This is a genomic window from Pararhodobacter zhoushanensis (assembly GCF_025949695.1).
Taxonomy (GTDB): domain Bacteria; phylum Pseudomonadota; class Alphaproteobacteria; order Rhodobacterales; family Rhodobacteraceae; genus Pararhodobacter; species Pararhodobacter zhoushanensis_A.
Genome location: NZ_JAPDFL010000001.1, coordinates 594,545 through 609,439, shown reverse-complemented (window position 1 = coordinate 609,439; position 14,895 = coordinate 594,545). Strand labels below are relative to the sequence as shown.

The following is a 14,895-nucleotide window of genomic DNA, read 5'->3' as shown; positions in this document are numbered from 1 at the left end:
GCGGCAGTAACCCTGCCACATTCGCGCCGCAATTTACCTTCATTTCTCACGAATTGACGTGACGCCTTGTCTTTACCGGTGTTGTCGCTGCAATTACCCGGAGTATTCTTCAGTGTCCGACGCCGTTCTCATGCCAGCCAGAAAACCCGGAACCGGTATCACCGCCAAGATCATGCGGTCGTCGATGTTCACCATCCTTGGGTTTGGTGGGCAGCAAGTGATCCGCTTTGGCTCGAACCTGATCCTGGCACGCCTGTTGTTCCCTGAGGCGTTCGGCACCATGGCGCTGGTCACGGTGCTGCTGGTCGGCCTGACGATGCTGTCGGATCTGGGCATCCAGCCCGCCATCCAGTCGTCCAAACGCGGCGATGAACCGGCCTTTCTGAATACCGCCTGGACGCTGAACATGATCCGCGCGGGGTTCCTGTTCGCGGCGGCCTGTGCGCTCGCATGGCCGATGGGCTGGTTCTATAACGAACCGATGCTGGCCTACCTGATCCCGGTGTCCGCCACGAGCCTGTTGATCCTGTCGCTGGAACCCACCCGCGCCGAAAGCGCCTCGCGCCACATGCTGCTGGGCCGGGTCACCGTTCTGGAAATTACCGCACAGGTGATCAGCGTCGTCGCCATGCTGCTGCTGGCCTGGGCCACGCAATCGATCTGGGCGCTGGTTGCGGGTAACGTGATTTCGGCTGCGGCCCGCGCCGGGCTGGCATGGATCATGCTGCCCGGCATCTCGAACCGGCTGCATCTGGACCGCGAGATCCGCGCATGAACTGATCCATTATGGCCGCTGGATTTTCTTCAGCACCATGGCCGGTTTCATCGTGCTGCAAAGCGACAAGCTGATCCTTGGCCGCTTCATGACGATGGAAGAGCTGGGCCTCTACAACATCGGTTTCTTCCTTGCCGGCTTTCCGTTGATGCTGGGGCAGTTGCTGGTGCAGCGGTTGATGATTCCGCTTTACCGCGCCTCTCCACCCCGTGAATCGCGCGAGAATTTCCTGCGCCTGCGCCGGATCCGGTTCATGCTGTCGGGCATGCTGGTTGCCGGGGTTGCGCCGCTGGCTCTGGGCGGCACCTATATTGTCGATCTGCTCTATGACGCGCGCTATCTGACCTCGGGTGCGGTGGTGGTCATCGTGTCGATGGCGCTGCTGCCGCAGATGCTGTGGCTGACCTATGATCAGGTCACGCTGGCGTCGGGCGACTCGCGCGGGTTCTTCGCGCTGAACGCAACACGCGCGGTCATTCTGGTGGCGCTGCTTCTGCTGCTGGTGCCGATGCTGGGCCTGCCCGGCGCGCCCATCGCCATGGCCTCGACCGCGCTGCTCAGCTACCCGCTGCAACTGCGGCTGGCACGCAAGCACGGGGCCTGGGATCCGCTGCATGATGCGGTCATGGCCAGCATCGCGGCGCTGCTTCTGGCGGTCGTGGTCGTGGTACACGGGGACCGGCTGGCAACGCTTTTCACCCTGTAAACCCGCAACAATGACCATGCTTCTGCCCTATTTGTGACAGGCTTTCTGTCGAAAACGGGTATAAATGGTCGCTGCACGAGCGCGGTTCGGCACGCTCAAAGGGTCTGGTTATGGTCAACACGCGTATTCTTGAACAACGGCTGGGTTGGCGCTCGACGGAAGAGGGCGCCGAACCCACACCGCCGACCCGCGCCATCGGTCACGCGCCGATGCTGCAAGGCCGGATCAACGGCGCTCGCCGCTCTGCCCCCAGCGCCCAGCGCCGGGCCGAGGTCGAGGATATCTGGGCCAGCCTGCCGCTGATCCTGGACTCGGTCGATCACCTGACCACCAAGGGCAAAACCCCGTCCTTTGCACGCGGCACCGCATCGGGCACCGCCATGGACCAGCTGCGCACACAACTGATGCGCGTCATCGCCGACAAGGGCTGGAAACGCATCGGTATTTCCTCGCCGTCCCGCGGGGCAGGGCGCAGCTTTGTCGCCGCCGGGCTTGCCGCCAGCATCGCCCGTCTGGAAACCGCCCGTGTTCTGCTGATCGATGCCGATCTGGAAGAACCGGGTCTGCACGCCTTGCTGGGTCTGACCCCGGCCGGCCCGCTGGAATCACTGCTTGCGGGCACCACCGAGCCCGAGCATCAGCTGCAACGCATCGGCTCGTCGCTGGCCGTGGCGCTGAACAGCGCCGCTGTGCGGCAAGGGTCGGAACGGATGATGGCACCAGAGGCCATTCTCGCCCTGCGTGCGATGATCGACTGTATCGCGCCTGATGTGGTGATCCATGACCTGCCGCCCCTGCTGTCGGACCCTGTCACCCCCGCGCTGCTGCCGCAGCTTGATGCGGTGCTGCTGGTCGCTGATGGCCTGCGGACGACCCCCGCCGATATTCTGGAAAGCGAGCGCCTGCTTGAAGGGCTGGTGCCGCTGCTGGGCGTCGTGCTGAACAAATCCGAAGATCGTGACCCGCGCGCCGCGCGGCGTCGGAGCTGAGGGAGCGCGCGCATGGGACCGATTCAGAACCTGCACGAAATCCTCAGCTGGATGCGCCGCCGCTGGCGCATTGTGGTGCTGCTGACGGTGCTGGGCACGGTTGCGGGCCTGTACATGGCGCTGAAAACCGAGCGGGTCTATTCCGCCAGCGCGGTGATTCAGGTGATCAACCCGGTCATCGTCGCCCCGACCGAGGGCGGTGCCACTGCGGCCACCCCCGACCTGACGCGCCGCGTGCAGGTGATTGAACAACGGCTGATGTCGCGTGAGGCGCTGCTTGATCTGGCACAGCGCTATGACCTGTTCGACGGCGCGCCCCTTGGCCCGGTTGAGCAGGTCGGCATCCTGCGCGCGAACCTCTCGATCACCTCGATTGCCGCCGCCCAGCAGGGCTTTACCCGCGACGGCTCGCTGTCGGCGCTGATCGTTTCCGCGCAGGATGATGATCCTGAAACCGCGGCCGCTATCGCCAATGAACTGGCCGAATCCATGGTCCAGCAAAGCCTTGATGCCCGCCAGACCAACGCCCAGCAGGCGCTGGATTTCTTCCGCTCGGAAGAGCAGCGGCTGGAAACCGGCATTCAGGGGCTTGAGAATGAAATCGCCCGCTTCCGCTCTGACAATGAGGGTTTTCTGCCCGATGCGGTAACGCAGCGCCGTGACGAACAGGCCCGGCTTCAGGAGAACCTGCTGGCCCTGCGCGCTTTGATCAGCGCCAAGCGGGCAGAGATCGCGGCGCAGGACTCCAGCTCGACCCGCGCGATAACCCGCCGGCAGATCGCCCAGTTGACCGAAGAGTTAAGCCAGCTGACCGATCAGCAAGACATCATGACCGCCCGTATCGCCGAAATTCAGGCGCTGCTGATCCGCGCGCCTGAATTCGAGCAGCAGGTCATCGCCATGAACCGCCGGATGGAGCAACTGCAAGCCCAGCTCACCGCCGCCGCCGACCGCCGCCGTGAGGCAGAACTGGGCGCCCGGATCGAAGATGACCAGCAGGCCGAACGCTTCGAGCTGCTCGAACGCGCGCTGGTGCCGCAATACCCGGTTTCGCGCAGCCGCAAGAAGGTGGCGGTGATGGGCGTCGCCGGGGGCATTTTTCTGGGCATCCTGCTGGCCTATGCGCTGGAATGGATGAACCCGGTGATCCGCACCGCCCAGCGCATGGAGCGCGATCTGCAACTGCGCCCGGTGGTATCGATCCCCTATGCCATGCCGGTTCGTGAACGGCGCAGGCGTCAGATGATCTGGGCCTTCGGCGGACTGGTGCTGATCGGCGTCGGGCTGATCGCCGCTTTGGTGTTTTCAGGGATGATCTGACCCTTTCCCAAGGCGCTGCCATCGGCAATAAGCGCTGAAAAGCGTGAGAGCATGATGCAACAGGACATTCCCGTCTGGATCGACGGCGCGTTGCGCCCGATGGACAAGCTGACCGTGCATCAGCGCGGGCTGAAACACCCTGCCGTGTCGATCTTTGTCGTCGCCGGGGGGCGCTTGCTGATCCAGCGACGCGCTTTGGCCAAGTACCATACGCCGGGCCTTTGGGCGAACACCTGCTGCACGCATCCGCTGTGGGGCGAAACGCCGCTCGATTGCGCCCAGCGGCGGTTGGAGCAGGAACTGGGGCTGACCGGCGTGGCCCTGCAGCACCGTGGTGTCGTGGAATACCGCGCGCCGGTGGGTCACACGATGATCGAGCATGAGGTGGTCGATCTGTTCCTCGGCATCTGTGACGCCGAACCGGCGCTGACCCCCAATCCCGATGAAGTCATGGACACCCGCTGGATCGACACCGCCGAACTGCACGACCAGCTCGCTCAGCGCCCGCAGGACTTCACCCCGTGGCTGCGCATCTATCTGGCCGAGCACGCCGATCTGGTGCTCGCCGGATTCTAGGCCCCGCCCAGATCCCAGAACAGACCGGCCATCATCGCGATGCCTTCCTCTGCCGCGCTCAGCAGCATGTGCTCATTGGGCGCGTGCTGCGAACAGGCCGGGTGCGAATGGGGGATCCAGATTGTCGGCAGGCCCAGCGTATCGGCGAACACCGGATTGGGCAGCGAACCGCCGAAATTCGGTTGCAGGGCAGGGGGGCGACCCAGCGTTTTCTCGATCGAGGCGAGCACCAGCCGTACCCAATCATTGTCCGAACTGGTGCGGGTGGCCTTGTCGAAACCGTCGCCTTGCGGCTCGATCACCACGTCCTGAAACCCGTGCGCATCCAGATGCTCGCGCAGAGCAGGCAGGATACGCGCGCTGTCGATATCGACGGTATAGCGCAGCTGGCAGGTGGCCATCGCCGAACCGGGGATGGCGTTCACCGGCGCTTCGGGGCGGCCACAAAGATACGCCAGCACCTCGAAATTGCACCAGCCGCAGGTTTGCGCCGCGCCGGTCAGACCGGGTTCCCCCCAGGCCGGATCGGTCAGGGGATCGCCCGGATTGACCTCCATTTCAATGGCTTGCAGCGCAGAGCGGACATCAGCGGCAACCTCTTGAGGCACCCAATCAGGGATCAGGATCTTGCCCATCGGATCGGTGATCACCGACAAAGCCTGCGCCAGCCGCAGACCGGGGTTCACCAGCAACCCGCCCCAGTTTCCTGAATGATGCCCGCCCTCGCGCAGCGCACAGGTCAGTGTAAACGTCGCCGCCCCGCGCGCGCCCAGAAACACCGTCGGCGTCTTCGATCCGGCGCGCGGCCCGTCCGAGGCGATCAGGCAATCGGCAGCCAGCGCCTCCTGATGCGCGACAGCCATCTCATTCAATCCGGGCGAGCCGCATTCCTCGCCCATCTCCAGCAGCAGTTTGACGTTGAACCCCAACCGCCCCCGCGCCCGTAACACGATGCGCAACGCCGCAAGGTTCAGCGCGTGCTGGCCCTTGTTGTCCACCGTCCCGCGCCCGTAAAGCCGCCCCTCCGCCTGATCCAGCACCCAGGGGCTGCGCCCGTCCTTCCAGTCGCCCTCCATCCCCCACAGCACATCGCCATGCCCGTACAGCAGCACGGTTTTCAACGCCGGATCTTCGATCCGCTGCGCGATGATCGCGGGCAGGCGGGGCAGAACGGGGTTGTCGATCAGGGTGACGGTAAAGCCCATCCCCTCCAGCAACGGGCGCATCTCACCGTTCAGATAGAGCAGATGATCAGCCAAGGCATCGGCGCGCGGGCTTTCCGAGCGGATGGCGATGCGCGGTGCCAGCTCGGCGGCAAACCCGCCGCTGATGACGAAGGCGCGGGCGGCGGTGAGGGTGGTGGCTCGGGTCATACGTTCAGCCTTTTTGCCGGAATGCCGGGGCAGGGGGCCGCCCCGGCACAAGAGAAGCCGCGCTCAACCGGCGTACAGATCCCCATACGCCGAGCGCAGCGCGTTTTTTGCACCTTGCCCATCGTATTGCGCGGCAGTTCCTCGACGAACAGCACCCGCTTGGGCTGCTTGAACTTCGCCAGCCGGTCGTGCAGCGCCATCAGGATCGCTGCCTCATCCGGCGCAGGCCGGGCGTTGGTCACAACAACCGCTGTCACCGCCTCGCCCAGATCGCGATGCGGCAAGCCGATCACAGCGGATTCGAACACGCCGGGGATCGCGTCGATCTCGGCCTCGACCTCTTTGGGATAGACGTTGAACCCGCCCGAGATGATCAGATCCTTGCCCCGCCCGACGATCTGCAGATACCCACGGTCGTCATAGCGGCCCAGATCGCCGGTGATGAAGAACCCGTTGGCGCGCAGCTCTTCGGCGGTCTTTTCCGGCATCTGCCAATAGCCCTGAAACACATTCGGCCCGCGCACTTCGATCATGCCGATCTCACCCTGCGGCAGCTCAGCGCCTGACGCGGGATCGGTGACAATCACCTCAACCCCCGGCAACGGCTGGCCGACGGTGCCCGCGACCCGGTCGCCGTCATAAGGGTTCGAGACGTTCATGTTCGTCTCGGTCATGCCATAGCGTTCAAGGATCGCGTGGCCCGTGCGCTCTTGCCAGCTGCGGTGGGTTTCCTCCAGCAGCGGCGCAGAACCGGAAACAAAGAGCCGCATGTTTTCAACGGCATCGCGCGACAGGCCCGGCTGATCGAGCAGCCGGACATAGAACGTGGGCACGCCCATCAACACCGTCGCCCGCGCCATCAGCGCCAGAATACGCGCCGGGTCGAACTTGGGCAGCAGGATCATCGACGCGCCGGAAAACAGCGTGACATTGGTCGCCACGAACAGCCCATGCGTGTGGAACACCGGCAGGGCGTGGATCAGCACGTCGCTGGCGCTGAACCGCCACGCGTCTTGCAGCGCGCGGGTGTTGGACAAAAGGTTGCCGTGGCTGAGCATCGCGCCTTTCGAGCGCCCCGTGGTGCCCGAGGTATAGAGCAGCGCCGCCAGATCATCGGTCCCGCGCGCCACCGTGTCGAACGCTGCCGACGCCGCCGCTATCGCCACCCCCAGCGAGCCGCCGCCCTGCGTGTCCAGCGTCTCGATCCGCGCGCCCGCCGCTTTGGCGACAGGCCTCAGCACATCCAGTTGTGCCGGATCGCAAACGAACACGGCGGGGGCCGCGTCGCCCAGAAAATACGCCACCTCTGCCGCCGTATACCCGGTGTTCAGCGGCAAGAATACGCCGCCCGCCCGCACTGTCGCCAGATAGAGCAGGATCGCATCGACCGATTTTTCGATCTGCACCGCCACCCGGTCCCCGGGGCCGATCTCCAACGCATTGGCGATCTGCCCGGTGCGCGCAATCAGCGCGGCATAGCTCAGCGTGCCGCTCTCGGTCTCGATCGCGGGGGCTTCAAGGTCGGTGATGGACCGCGTCAGCTGGTCGAACAGGTTGTCACTCATTGTCATGTCCATACAGGTTTCAGGAAGACACGGGCGACGGTGCCGCCCGCTTTACCTCGTCCGAGGCGGCGATCGTGCCGGATTCGGCAAAGGCCTCATGGTTGCGCTCGATGGCGTCAAGCGCATAGCGGTAATTGACCATCAGCCCGTGCGATTGGCGCATGCCGTTGGCCGACAGATCGCCCAGCAGGTTCAAACGGTCCAGCCGCGCGCCATTGCCCAGATGGAAACGCGCCACGGCATCGACCGGACGGCCCCGCGCATCGCGCGCGGCCAGAAAATACTGCGCCGCCGCGCGGGTCATCACCGGGGCCAGCGCCGCCGCCCGCTCAGGGTCGCGGTGCCAGTCAGGCGTGTCCAGCGCCTGCCATTGCGCTGGCGTCAGGATCGACGGATTGTCACGCTGCCCCGCGAGCCATGCGGCAAACCCCGGCACCGGCGACAGGGTGACGAAGGTCTTCACCTGCGGCAGTTCGGCCTTGAGCAGCTCAACCACCTGCTTGATCAGGAAATTGCCGAACGAAACCCCGGCCAGCCCGCGTTGCGTGTTCGAGATCGAGTAGAACACCGCCGTCGTCGCCGTCTCAGCCGCAATCGGCTGGCGCGTCAGGTTCAGCAACGGCGCCACAGCGCGCGGACTGTCTACGGTCAGCGCGACTTCAACGAAGATCAGCGGCTCATCGGGCAATTGCGGGTGAAAGAACGCATAGCAGCGCCGGTCCAGCGGTTGCAGCCGGTTGCGCAGATCGTCCCAGTTCTGGATCTCGTGCACGGCTTCGTACTGGATGATCTTCTCCAGAATATTGGCCGGAGTCGTCCAGTCGATCTGGCGCAGCGACAGAAAGCCCCGGTTGAACCACGAGCCGAACAGATGGGTGAAATCGGCGTTCACCGGGCGCAGTTCAGGCTGATCGCGCAGCACACCCAGCAAATCCTCGCGCATCCGCAGCAACGCCTGCGTGCCACCGGGGGCAACGTTCAGACGGCGAAACAGCTCTTGCCGCCGGGGTTCGGACGCGGCGTGCAGTGCTTCGATTGCCCCCGGCTCGCCGGTGTTCAGCGCGGCAATGGCGGTGTCGACGGCGCTGACATCAGGCCCGAATTGCGCCGCCAGCAGGTGCAGAAAGGCCAGCCGTTCGGCCATGGGCGCTGCCGCATAGGCCCCGATGAACGATTGCGCCAAGGCAACGCCCGAGGCTTCCCCGCGCCGCGATACCAGCACCTCGCCCAACTGTGCCAGATCCGGTGCGCGCACCGGGCCTGCCTCGCGCAGTCCCAGCAGCGCGCGGCCACGTTCGGTGACGGCATCCAACAGATCGCCCAGAAACGCCGGACGCTCTTGTCCAAAAACCTTGATCATTGCTGACTCCGATTCATATACGCAATTCTGTATTCTGTTATATATATCATGTCCAATGTTTGATACCAACCGCCCCGCTGTTATGCTGCCACAAAAGGCAAAGACCGTGAGCACCAACACCCACCGCATCCGCCAGACGCTGGAAAACGCGATCCTGAACGGCGACTATCTGCCCGGCGCGCGGCTGGACCCTGACGCGCTGGCGCAGCAATTCGCCTGCTCGCGCACGCCGATCCGCGATGTCCTGCAACTGCTTGAGGCGTCGGGACTGGTACAGGTGCTGCCCAAACGCGGCACCTATGTCACGCAATGGAGCTTTGCCGAGCTGGCCGAACGGTTCGAGGTCATGGCCGAGGTCGAGGCCAGTTGCGCCCGCCTCGCCGCGCGGCGCATCACCGAGGCCGAACTCGTCGCCTTCACCGCCGCGCAGGCGGCCTGCGTCGCCGCCGCGGGCACCGGCGATGCCGAGGCGTATTACGCCAGCAACACGGTGTTTCACCACTGTCTCTACCGCGCGACGCACAACAGCTATCTGGAAGCCGAGGCGCTGCGCCTGCACCGCATGTTGCAACCCTACCGCCGGTTGCAACTGCGCAGCCGGAACCGGATTGCCGGGTCGCTGGGCGAACATCAGGCTATTCTGGACGCGGTCAGGCACGGCGATGCCGAAGCTGCAGCGGCGGCGACCCACGCGCATATCATCGTGCAGGGCGACCGGTTTCACGATCTGGTCGCGGCGCTGCGAGAGGCGATTCCAGCAAGCTGAGAGCCTGTTTCAGCCCGCGATCACCAGCAACTCGGCGGTGATACAGACGCCATTTTGGCCCGGCTCCAGCCAGCCCTTGTGGATGCTGGCGTCCAGTGTGACGATCTCGGTTTCGATCCGGGCGACGCCGTTCTGCAGCGTGCCTTGGGTCAGCAGCAGCTCGGTCGCGTGGCTGTCGATCCGGGGCTGGCCCTGCAGCTTTGGCCGCACGATCGACCCCAACCCCAGAACCTGCCCGTCGGTGATCCCCGCTTCCGCCGCCGCCAGCGCCAGGGCTGCGTTCATGTCCTGATTGGGCCGCAGGGTGACCAGCGCCGCGTTGGTGCCGCCGCCCAGATCAACCGGCTGGAAAAGCGGGAAATTCGTCTCTAACTCTGCGCAAACCTGCAATCTCGCGCCCCTGATACCCCATCCCCGCGCGCGGATCGGGTGGGCAAGGCGGCTCTCGAAGGGCAGGATGTGTCCCATGCGCGGCCCCTCCCACCCCGGCGCATCGAACACGCCGTGGCCATGGATCCACGCAGCCCCGTCCTTGCGGCCGACATGCATCCCCAGATGGTCAATCCGCCCCGCGCCCATCTGATAGGGCCCTGCGTACCACGCGGCATGCGCGCCGGTGGCATCCTCGCCCGGAATCACGAAATCCAGCGTTGTTAGGGTCTCATTCTCGATCACCAGCCACCCACCGTCATAATCCGCCAGCGCCAGCGCGGCGGATTTCGCGAAGGTCTCGGCGACGGGAAGGACAACCTCCACCGGTTCGGCCGTGCAGCGGGCCACGGCCCAGCGCCGGGCCGAGACCGGGCCGGGATGGCGCAGCGTTTCGATCATTCCGGCGGCACCTGTCCGCGCGCGGTAAGTTCCGCGCGGATCATCTTCTTGGTGATCTTGCCATAGGCCGATTTCGGCATCTCATCCCAGAACACCACATGCTGCGGCAGCTTGTAGCGCGCCATCTTGTCAGCCAGCCATGCCAGCAACGCGGCAGCTTCGACCGGCTGCGCGCAGACGCAGACCGCCATGCCGACCTCGCCCCATTTGCGGTTCGGCACGCCCAGCACGGCAACCTCGCTGATCGCAGGATGCAGCAGGATCTTTTCTTCAATCTCGCGCGGATAGATGTTCGACCCGCCCGAGATATACATGTCCGACGCCCGCCCGGTCAGATAGACGAACCCCTCATCGTCCATATGCCCCAGATCGCCGGTCAGGAACCAACCGTCGCGAAAACTCTTCGCATTGGCCTCGGGGTTGTTGAAATAGCCCGCAAAGACCGCCGGCCCGGTGGCGCAGATCTCGCCGGTTTCCAGCGGATCACACTCACTCCCATCCTCGCGCTGGACCTGCACCTGCATCCCCGTGCGCGCAAACCCGCAGGTGCCCAGCTTCATCTCGCCGCTGGAATGATGCACCGGGGGCAGCACCGTGATGTTGCCCGTCACCTCGCCCAGCCCGAAATATTGCACCAGCACGGGGCCGAGCTTCTCGAGCGCGGTAATCTGATCGGCGCGGTACATCGGCGCACCGGCGTAGATCACGTAGCGCAAGCTGGAATGGTCATGCGCATCGACCGCCGGATGCTCGACCAGCAGTTTCACGATGGTCGGCACGGTGAACATGTTGGTCACGCGGTGCTTTTCGACCAGCGCCCAGACCTCGGCCGGGTCCAGTTTTGCCCCCGCTGGCAGGATTGACGGCACCCCATGCGCCACCTGCGCCAGTTGGTGAATCCCCGCGCCATGGCTGAGCGGCGCGACGACCAGCGAGGCATCCGGCGTGCCCCAATCGGCCCCGGTGCCGGGCATCAGGTCGCACAGGTGGTTTGTGATCACAAAGCCCATCTGGCCATGCGTCAACACCGCCGCCTTGGGCCGTCCGGTGGTGCCCGAGGTGAAGAAGAACCAGCAAGGATCATCGCGCTGCACGCCCACAGCGGGACGGGCGCGGCCCAGATAGGGGGCGATCAGCGCCTCGTAATCTTCGGCAAACTCGCTCGCACCAATCGAGATGGTGAAATCGAGCACCGGCGCGCAGGCGCGGGCGTGGTCGGCAAATTCCGCGCCCACCAGCAACCCCCGCGCCTGCGAGGATTGCGCCAGAAAGGCCACATCCTGCGGCGTCTGGCGGAAATTGGCGGGCACCCAGACGCAGCCGGCACGCCAGCAGCCGAACATCGCTTCGAACATCTGGTTGTTATTGGCCGACTGCACCAGAATCCGGTCGCCCTTTTGCACGCCGAACCGCTCTATCAGCGCCTCGGCAAAGGCCGCCGCGCGCGCCTCCATCTGCGACCAGCTCCAGACCCGGTCGTCCCAGATGAACCCCGGCGCGTCGGGGTGGCGGCGGGCGATGTCGGTGAGCAGATGCGACAGGTTCATCACCCGGGTCGACACCGGAGTGATGCCTGCGGACAGATCCGCCCTCATTTCACGCGCTCAAGGATCGAGCAGTAATTGGCCACCGCCACGCCGCCCATGTTGAACACGCCCGCGATGCGCGCATCCTTGACCGCCATATCCCCGGCCTCGCCAGCCAACTGCATCGCGGCCATGACATGCATCGACACGCCGGTTGCACCAATCGGGTGCCCCTTGGACTTCAACCCGCCCGAGGCATTCACCGGCAGCTTGCCGTCCTTGGCGGTGATGCCCTCGCGGATCACCCGGTGGCCCTGACCACGCTCGGCCAGCCCCATCGCCTCATACTCAAGCATCTCGGCGACGGTGAAGCAGTCATGGGTTTCAACCAAATTGAGGTCATCAAGGCTAAGCCCCGCCTGCTCCAACGCCTGCGACCAAGCCCGGCGCGCACCGGCGAATTCCAGCACATCGCGGCGTGACATGGGCAGGAAGTCATTGGCCTGCACGCGCGACCGAAAGGCGATGGCGCGGTTCAGGGTCTGGGCGGTTTCCGCATCCGCCAGCACCAGAATCGCCGCCCCGTCCGAGACCAGCGAGCAATCCGTGCGCCGCAGCGGGCCCGCGACATGCGGGTTCTTGTCGCTGGGCGTGTTGCAGAAATCGAAGCCGAAATCCTTGCGCATATGGGCATAGGGGTTGTGGACGCCGTTCGCGTGGTTCTTGGCGGCGATCATCGCCAAAGCGTCGGACTGATCGCCGTAGCGCTGGAAATAGCTCTGCGCGATCTGACCGAAGAGACCGGCGAAGCCGCCCTGAACCTCGGCCTCTTCCTTAACGTAAGAGGCGCCCAGCAGAATGTCCCCCACCTGCGCCGTCGGTGTCGCGGTCATCTTTTCCGCACCGACCACCAGCGCAATCCTGCCGCGCCCGCTCTCGATGAAATCCATCGCGCCATAGAGCGCCGCCGAGCCGGTGGAGCAGGCGTTCTCATACCGGATCGCCGGGGTATAGCGCAGGCGCTCATCGGCCAGCGCGACCAGTGCGGCCTGAAAATCCTGCCGTGAGAACCCGGCGTTGAACACGCCGACAAAGATGCCATCGACATCCTCAGCCCCGATGCCCGCGTGCTCCAACGCAGGCCCAAGGATGCCGGCGATCAGGGATTCGGTGTCGGGGGCTTCGGCCTTGCCGAACTGGCTGTGGCTCCAGCCGACGATTTGCGCGCGGGTCATGGGTGTTCTCCTCCTCTGCCTAGGCAGGAATGCAACACATTGCGCGCTGCTTGCACAGTGGGTGCGTGCAACATTCGTGCGTGCTGGACAGCGGGCCGGGTGCTCCCCTAATCCATGGAGGGATGGAGTAACGCGTATGCCACGGGTCAAACCCAAGCCGAGTGTCGATGCCGTTGTCATCGGGCGCAATGAGGGCGAGCGCCTGATAGCCTGCCTGCAATCGCTGCACGGGCAGGTGCGGCGCGTTATCTATGTCGATTCCGGCTCGACCGACGGCAGCGTTCAGGCCGCACAGGCCGAGGGCGCGATTGTCGTGGCGCTGGACATGAGCCTGCCCTTCACCGCCGCGCGCGCCCGCAATGCCGGGCTGAAAGCGCTGAAGGCAGACGCGCCCGATTATGTGCAGTTCATCGACGGCGATTGCATCCTGCGCGAGGGCTGGATGGACCGCGCGGTCCGGTTCCTGTCGGAAAACCTGCGCGCCGCCGTGGTCTGCGGGCGACGGCGCGAGATCCACCCCGAGGCCAGTGTCTACAACACCCTGATCGACGCCGAATGGGACACGCCCGTCGGTGAAGCCCGCGCCTGTGGTGGCGATGCCTTGATGCGCCATCAGGCCGTGAATGCAGTCAACGGCTATCGCGAAGATCTGATTGCGGGCGAAGAGCCCGAACTGTGCCTGCGCCTGCACGCGCGCGGCTGGACAATCTGGCGCATCGACGCCGAGATGACTTGGCATGACGCCGACGTCACCCGCTTTGGCCAGTGGTGGAAACGGGTCGAACGCGCCGGTCACGCCTTTGCCGAGGGGGCCGCGCGGTTCTCGACGCCGCAAACGCCGCATTGGCAGGCCGAGGTCCGACGCATCTGGATCTGGGGGCTGGGCATTCCGCTGGTCGCGCTGTTCGGCGCGCTGCTGCATCCCGCCGCGCTGCTGTTGCTGCTGGCCTATCCGCTACAAGTGGTGCGGCTGAAAGAGCGTTTGGGCTGGTCGGCAGCGTTCTTCAACACGCTGGGCAAATTCCCCGAGGCGGTCGGCGCGCTGCGCTTCTACGCGCGCAAGGTCGCCAAGACCGAAACCCGGCTGATCGAATACAAATAGACCCTAACGCTGCCGAAACGCGTTGATCGCCTGTCCCGGCAGGATCAACGCGCAATCGAGATAACGCTTGGCCAGACGGCGCGGATTGGACAGCATCCGCCACAGCCACTCCATCGCGATGGCCTTGACCCAGTCGGGCGCGCGGTTCTGCCGACCCGAGATAAAATCCAGCCCCGCGCCGATGCTGGCAAAGCCGATACCCGGCGTGACCTCACGGCCAAAGGCGGCGAAGGCCTCTTGTTTGGGCGCGCCCAGCGCCACAAAAACCAGCCGCGCGCCGGATGCGTCGATCTGGTGCAGGATCGCGCGCGCCGCTTCGCCGGTCGGATCAAACCCCATCGGCGGCGCAATCGCCGCCAAGATCTGCAAACCCGACACGCGCTCGTTCAGCGCGACCGCGGCCGCCGCCAGACTTTCCCCGGTCGAGCCCATCAGCGCCACCGGCACCCCGGCACGCGCCGCCTGTTGCGCCAGTGGCAAGATCATGTCCGACCCGGGCACCAGCGACACCGGCTTGCGCGCCAGCTTTGACAGCCACACGATCGGATTGCCATCGGCGCAAACCAGATCCTGCGCGGCATAGACCGCGCGGAACCCCGGATCGCGCGCCAGTTTGACCAGATGATCCAGATTGATCGTCGCCAGCGCGAACCCTTCACCCGCCTGCAATCGGCGGCGCACCTCGGACAACAGGGTGCCCGCGTCAGGCATGTTCACCACGATCCGGTGCGGCGGAAAGGAAAACTCCACGAAACCCCCTTAGTGTCGTCG

14 protein-coding genes are annotated in these 14,895 nt (G+C 65.1%); 7 read left to right on the top strand and 7 right to left on the bottom strand.

All coding sequences use genetic code 11. The features are described 5' to 3' along the window. Nucleotides 1-130: 130 nt before the first annotated feature. The 5 genes from OKW52_RS03050 to idi all read left to right on the top strand — a co-directional run bounded on the left by OKW52_RS03050 (nucleotide 131) and on the right by idi (nucleotide 4,366). Nucleotides 131-775, top strand: a complete 645-nt coding sequence (locus OKW52_RS03050) for an oligosaccharide flippase family protein (protein ID WP_264504399.1) — start codon at nucleotides 131-133, stop codon at nucleotides 773-775. Then, on the top strand, nucleotides 693-1,481 hold the full coding sequence (locus OKW52_RS03045; RefSeq protein WP_319800494.1) for a lipopolysaccharide biosynthesis protein: 789 nt from the start codon (nucleotides 693-695) through the stop codon (nucleotides 1,479-1,481). Before OKW52_RS03050 ends, OKW52_RS03045 begins: the two co-directional genes overlap by 83 nt. Nucleotides 1,482-1,591: 110 nt before the next feature. Then, a complete protein-coding gene (locus tag OKW52_RS03040; protein ID WP_264504398.1) occupies nucleotides 1,592-2,470 on the top strand; it encodes a CpsD/CapB family tyrosine-protein kinase in 879 nt (292 codons plus the stop codon). 12 nt (nucleotides 2,471-2,482) lie between these two features. After that, nucleotides 2,483-3,790, top strand: coding sequence for a GumC family protein (locus OKW52_RS03035; RefSeq protein ID WP_264504397.1), 1,308 nt, complete (start codon nucleotides 2,483-2,485; stop codon nucleotides 3,788-3,790). A 54-nt stretch (nucleotides 3,791-3,844) separates the two neighbouring features. Beyond that, a complete protein-coding gene (gene idi / locus OKW52_RS03030; RefSeq protein WP_264504396.1) occupies nucleotides 3,845-4,366 on the top strand; it encodes an isopentenyl-diphosphate Delta-isomerase in 522 nt (173 codons plus the stop codon). On the opposite strand, the gene OKW52_RS03025 is transcribed toward idi, so the two are convergent. From OKW52_RS03025 to OKW52_RS03015, 3 genes are read right to left on the bottom strand one after another with little or no spacing between them, the layout of a single operon-like run. Then, entirely contained in the window at nucleotides 4,363-5,739 is a 1,377-nt protein-coding gene (locus tag OKW52_RS03025) for a M20 family metallopeptidase (RefSeq protein WP_264504395.1), read from the bottom strand. The two genes, idi and OKW52_RS03025, sit on opposite strands and share 4 nt — an antisense overlap. Then, nucleotides 5,736-7,304 carry a malonate--CoA ligase gene (locus OKW52_RS03020; RefSeq protein ID WP_264504394.1) on the bottom strand — a complete coding sequence of 523 codons (1,569 nt, stop codon included), beginning with the start codon at nucleotides 7,302-7,304 and terminating at the stop codon, nucleotides 5,736-5,738. The genes OKW52_RS03025 and OKW52_RS03020 overlap by 4 nt, the downstream gene beginning before the upstream one ends. Nucleotides 7,305-7,323: 19 nt before the next feature. Further along, entirely contained in the window at nucleotides 7,324-8,664 is a 1,341-nt protein-coding gene (locus OKW52_RS03015) for a malonyl-CoA decarboxylase (RefSeq protein ID WP_264504393.1), read from the bottom strand. Between the two features lie 106 nt (nucleotides 8,665-8,770). Here OKW52_RS03015 and OKW52_RS03010 point away from each other — a divergent pair, with 106 nt between their 5' ends. Beyond that, nucleotides 8,771-9,430, top strand: a complete 660-nt coding sequence (locus OKW52_RS03010; protein ID WP_264504392.1) for a GntR family transcriptional regulator — start codon at nucleotides 8,771-8,773, stop codon at nucleotides 9,428-9,430. A gap of 9 nt (nucleotides 9,431-9,439) precedes the next feature. Here the strand turns inward: OKW52_RS03010 and OKW52_RS03005 are convergent, their stop codons facing one another. From OKW52_RS03005 to OKW52_RS02995, 3 genes are read right to left on the bottom strand one after another with little or no spacing between them, the layout of a single operon-like run. Further along, nucleotides 9,440-10,261, bottom strand: coding sequence for a hypothetical protein (locus OKW52_RS03005; protein WP_264504391.1), 822 nt, complete (start codon nucleotides 10,259-10,261; stop codon nucleotides 9,440-9,442). Then, nucleotides 10,258-11,856 carry an acyl-CoA synthetase gene (locus tag OKW52_RS03000; RefSeq protein WP_264504390.1) on the bottom strand — a complete coding sequence of 533 codons (1,599 nt, stop codon included), beginning with the start codon at nucleotides 11,854-11,856 and terminating at the stop codon, nucleotides 10,258-10,260. Before OKW52_RS03000 ends, OKW52_RS03005 begins: the two co-directional genes overlap by 4 nt. Then, nucleotides 11,853-13,022, bottom strand: a complete 1,170-nt coding sequence (locus OKW52_RS02995; protein ID WP_264504389.1) for an acetyl-CoA acetyltransferase — start codon at nucleotides 13,020-13,022, stop codon at nucleotides 11,853-11,855. Before OKW52_RS02995 ends, OKW52_RS03000 begins: the two co-directional genes overlap by 4 nt. A 136-nt stretch (nucleotides 13,023-13,158) precedes the next feature. Here OKW52_RS02995 and OKW52_RS02990 point away from each other — a divergent pair, with 136 nt between their 5' ends. Then, the gene (locus OKW52_RS02990; protein WP_264504388.1) at nucleotides 13,159-14,124 is read left to right on the top strand and encodes a glycosyltransferase family 2 protein; all 966 of its coding nucleotides are present in this window, start codon (nucleotides 13,159-13,161) and stop codon (nucleotides 14,122-14,124) included. A 3-nt stretch (nucleotides 14,125-14,127) separates the two neighbouring features. On the opposite strand, the gene OKW52_RS02985 is transcribed toward OKW52_RS02990, so the two are convergent. After that, a complete protein-coding gene (locus tag OKW52_RS02985; protein ID WP_406622183.1) occupies nucleotides 14,128-14,874 on the bottom strand; it encodes a WecB/TagA/CpsF family glycosyltransferase in 747 nt (248 codons plus the stop codon). Between the last annotated feature and the right edge of the window lie 21 nt (nucleotides 14,875-14,895).

What these genes read in the sequence shown, in the direction of transcription:
- OKW52_RS03050 (WP_264504399.1), top strand. Translation starts at nt 131, where the DNA reads ATGCCAGCCAGAAAACCCGGAACCGGTATCACCGCCAAGATCATGCGG.
- OKW52_RS03040 (WP_264504398.1), top strand. Translation starts at nt 1,592, where the DNA reads ATGGTCAACACGCGTATTCTTGAACAACGGCTGGGTTGGCGCTCGACG.
- OKW52_RS03035 (WP_264504397.1), top strand. Translation starts at nt 2,483, where the DNA reads ATGGGACCGATTCAGAACCTGCACGAAATCCTCAGCTGGATGCGCCGC.
- idi (WP_264504396.1), top strand. Translation starts at nt 3,845, where the DNA reads ATGCAACAGGACATTCCCGTCTGGATCGACGGCGCGTTGCGCCCGATG.
- OKW52_RS03025 (WP_264504395.1), bottom strand. Translation starts at nt 5,739, where the DNA reads ATGACCCGAGCCACCACCCTCACCGCCGCCCGCGCCTTCGTCATCAGC.
- OKW52_RS03020 (WP_264504394.1), bottom strand. Translation starts at nt 7,304, where the DNA reads ATGAGTGACAACCTGTTCGACCAGCTGACGCGGTCCATCACCGACCTT.
- OKW52_RS03015 (WP_264504393.1), bottom strand. Translation starts at nt 8,664, where the DNA reads ATGATCAAGGTTTTTGGACAAGAGCGTCCGGCGTTTCTGGGCGATCTG.
- OKW52_RS03005 (WP_264504391.1), bottom strand. Translation starts at nt 10,261, where the DNA reads ATGATCGAAACGCTGCGCCATCCCGGCCCGGTCTCGGCCCGGCGCTGG.
- OKW52_RS03000 (WP_264504390.1), bottom strand. Translation starts at nt 11,856, where the DNA reads ATGAGGGCGGATCTGTCCGCAGGCATCACTCCGGTGTCGACCCGGGTG.
- OKW52_RS02995 (WP_264504389.1), bottom strand. Translation starts at nt 13,022, where the DNA reads ATGACCCGCGCGCAAATCGTCGGCTGGAGCCACAGCCAGTTCGGCAAG.
- OKW52_RS02990 (WP_264504388.1), top strand. Translation starts at nt 13,159, where the DNA reads ATGCCACGGGTCAAACCCAAGCCGAGTGTCGATGCCGTTGTCATCGGG.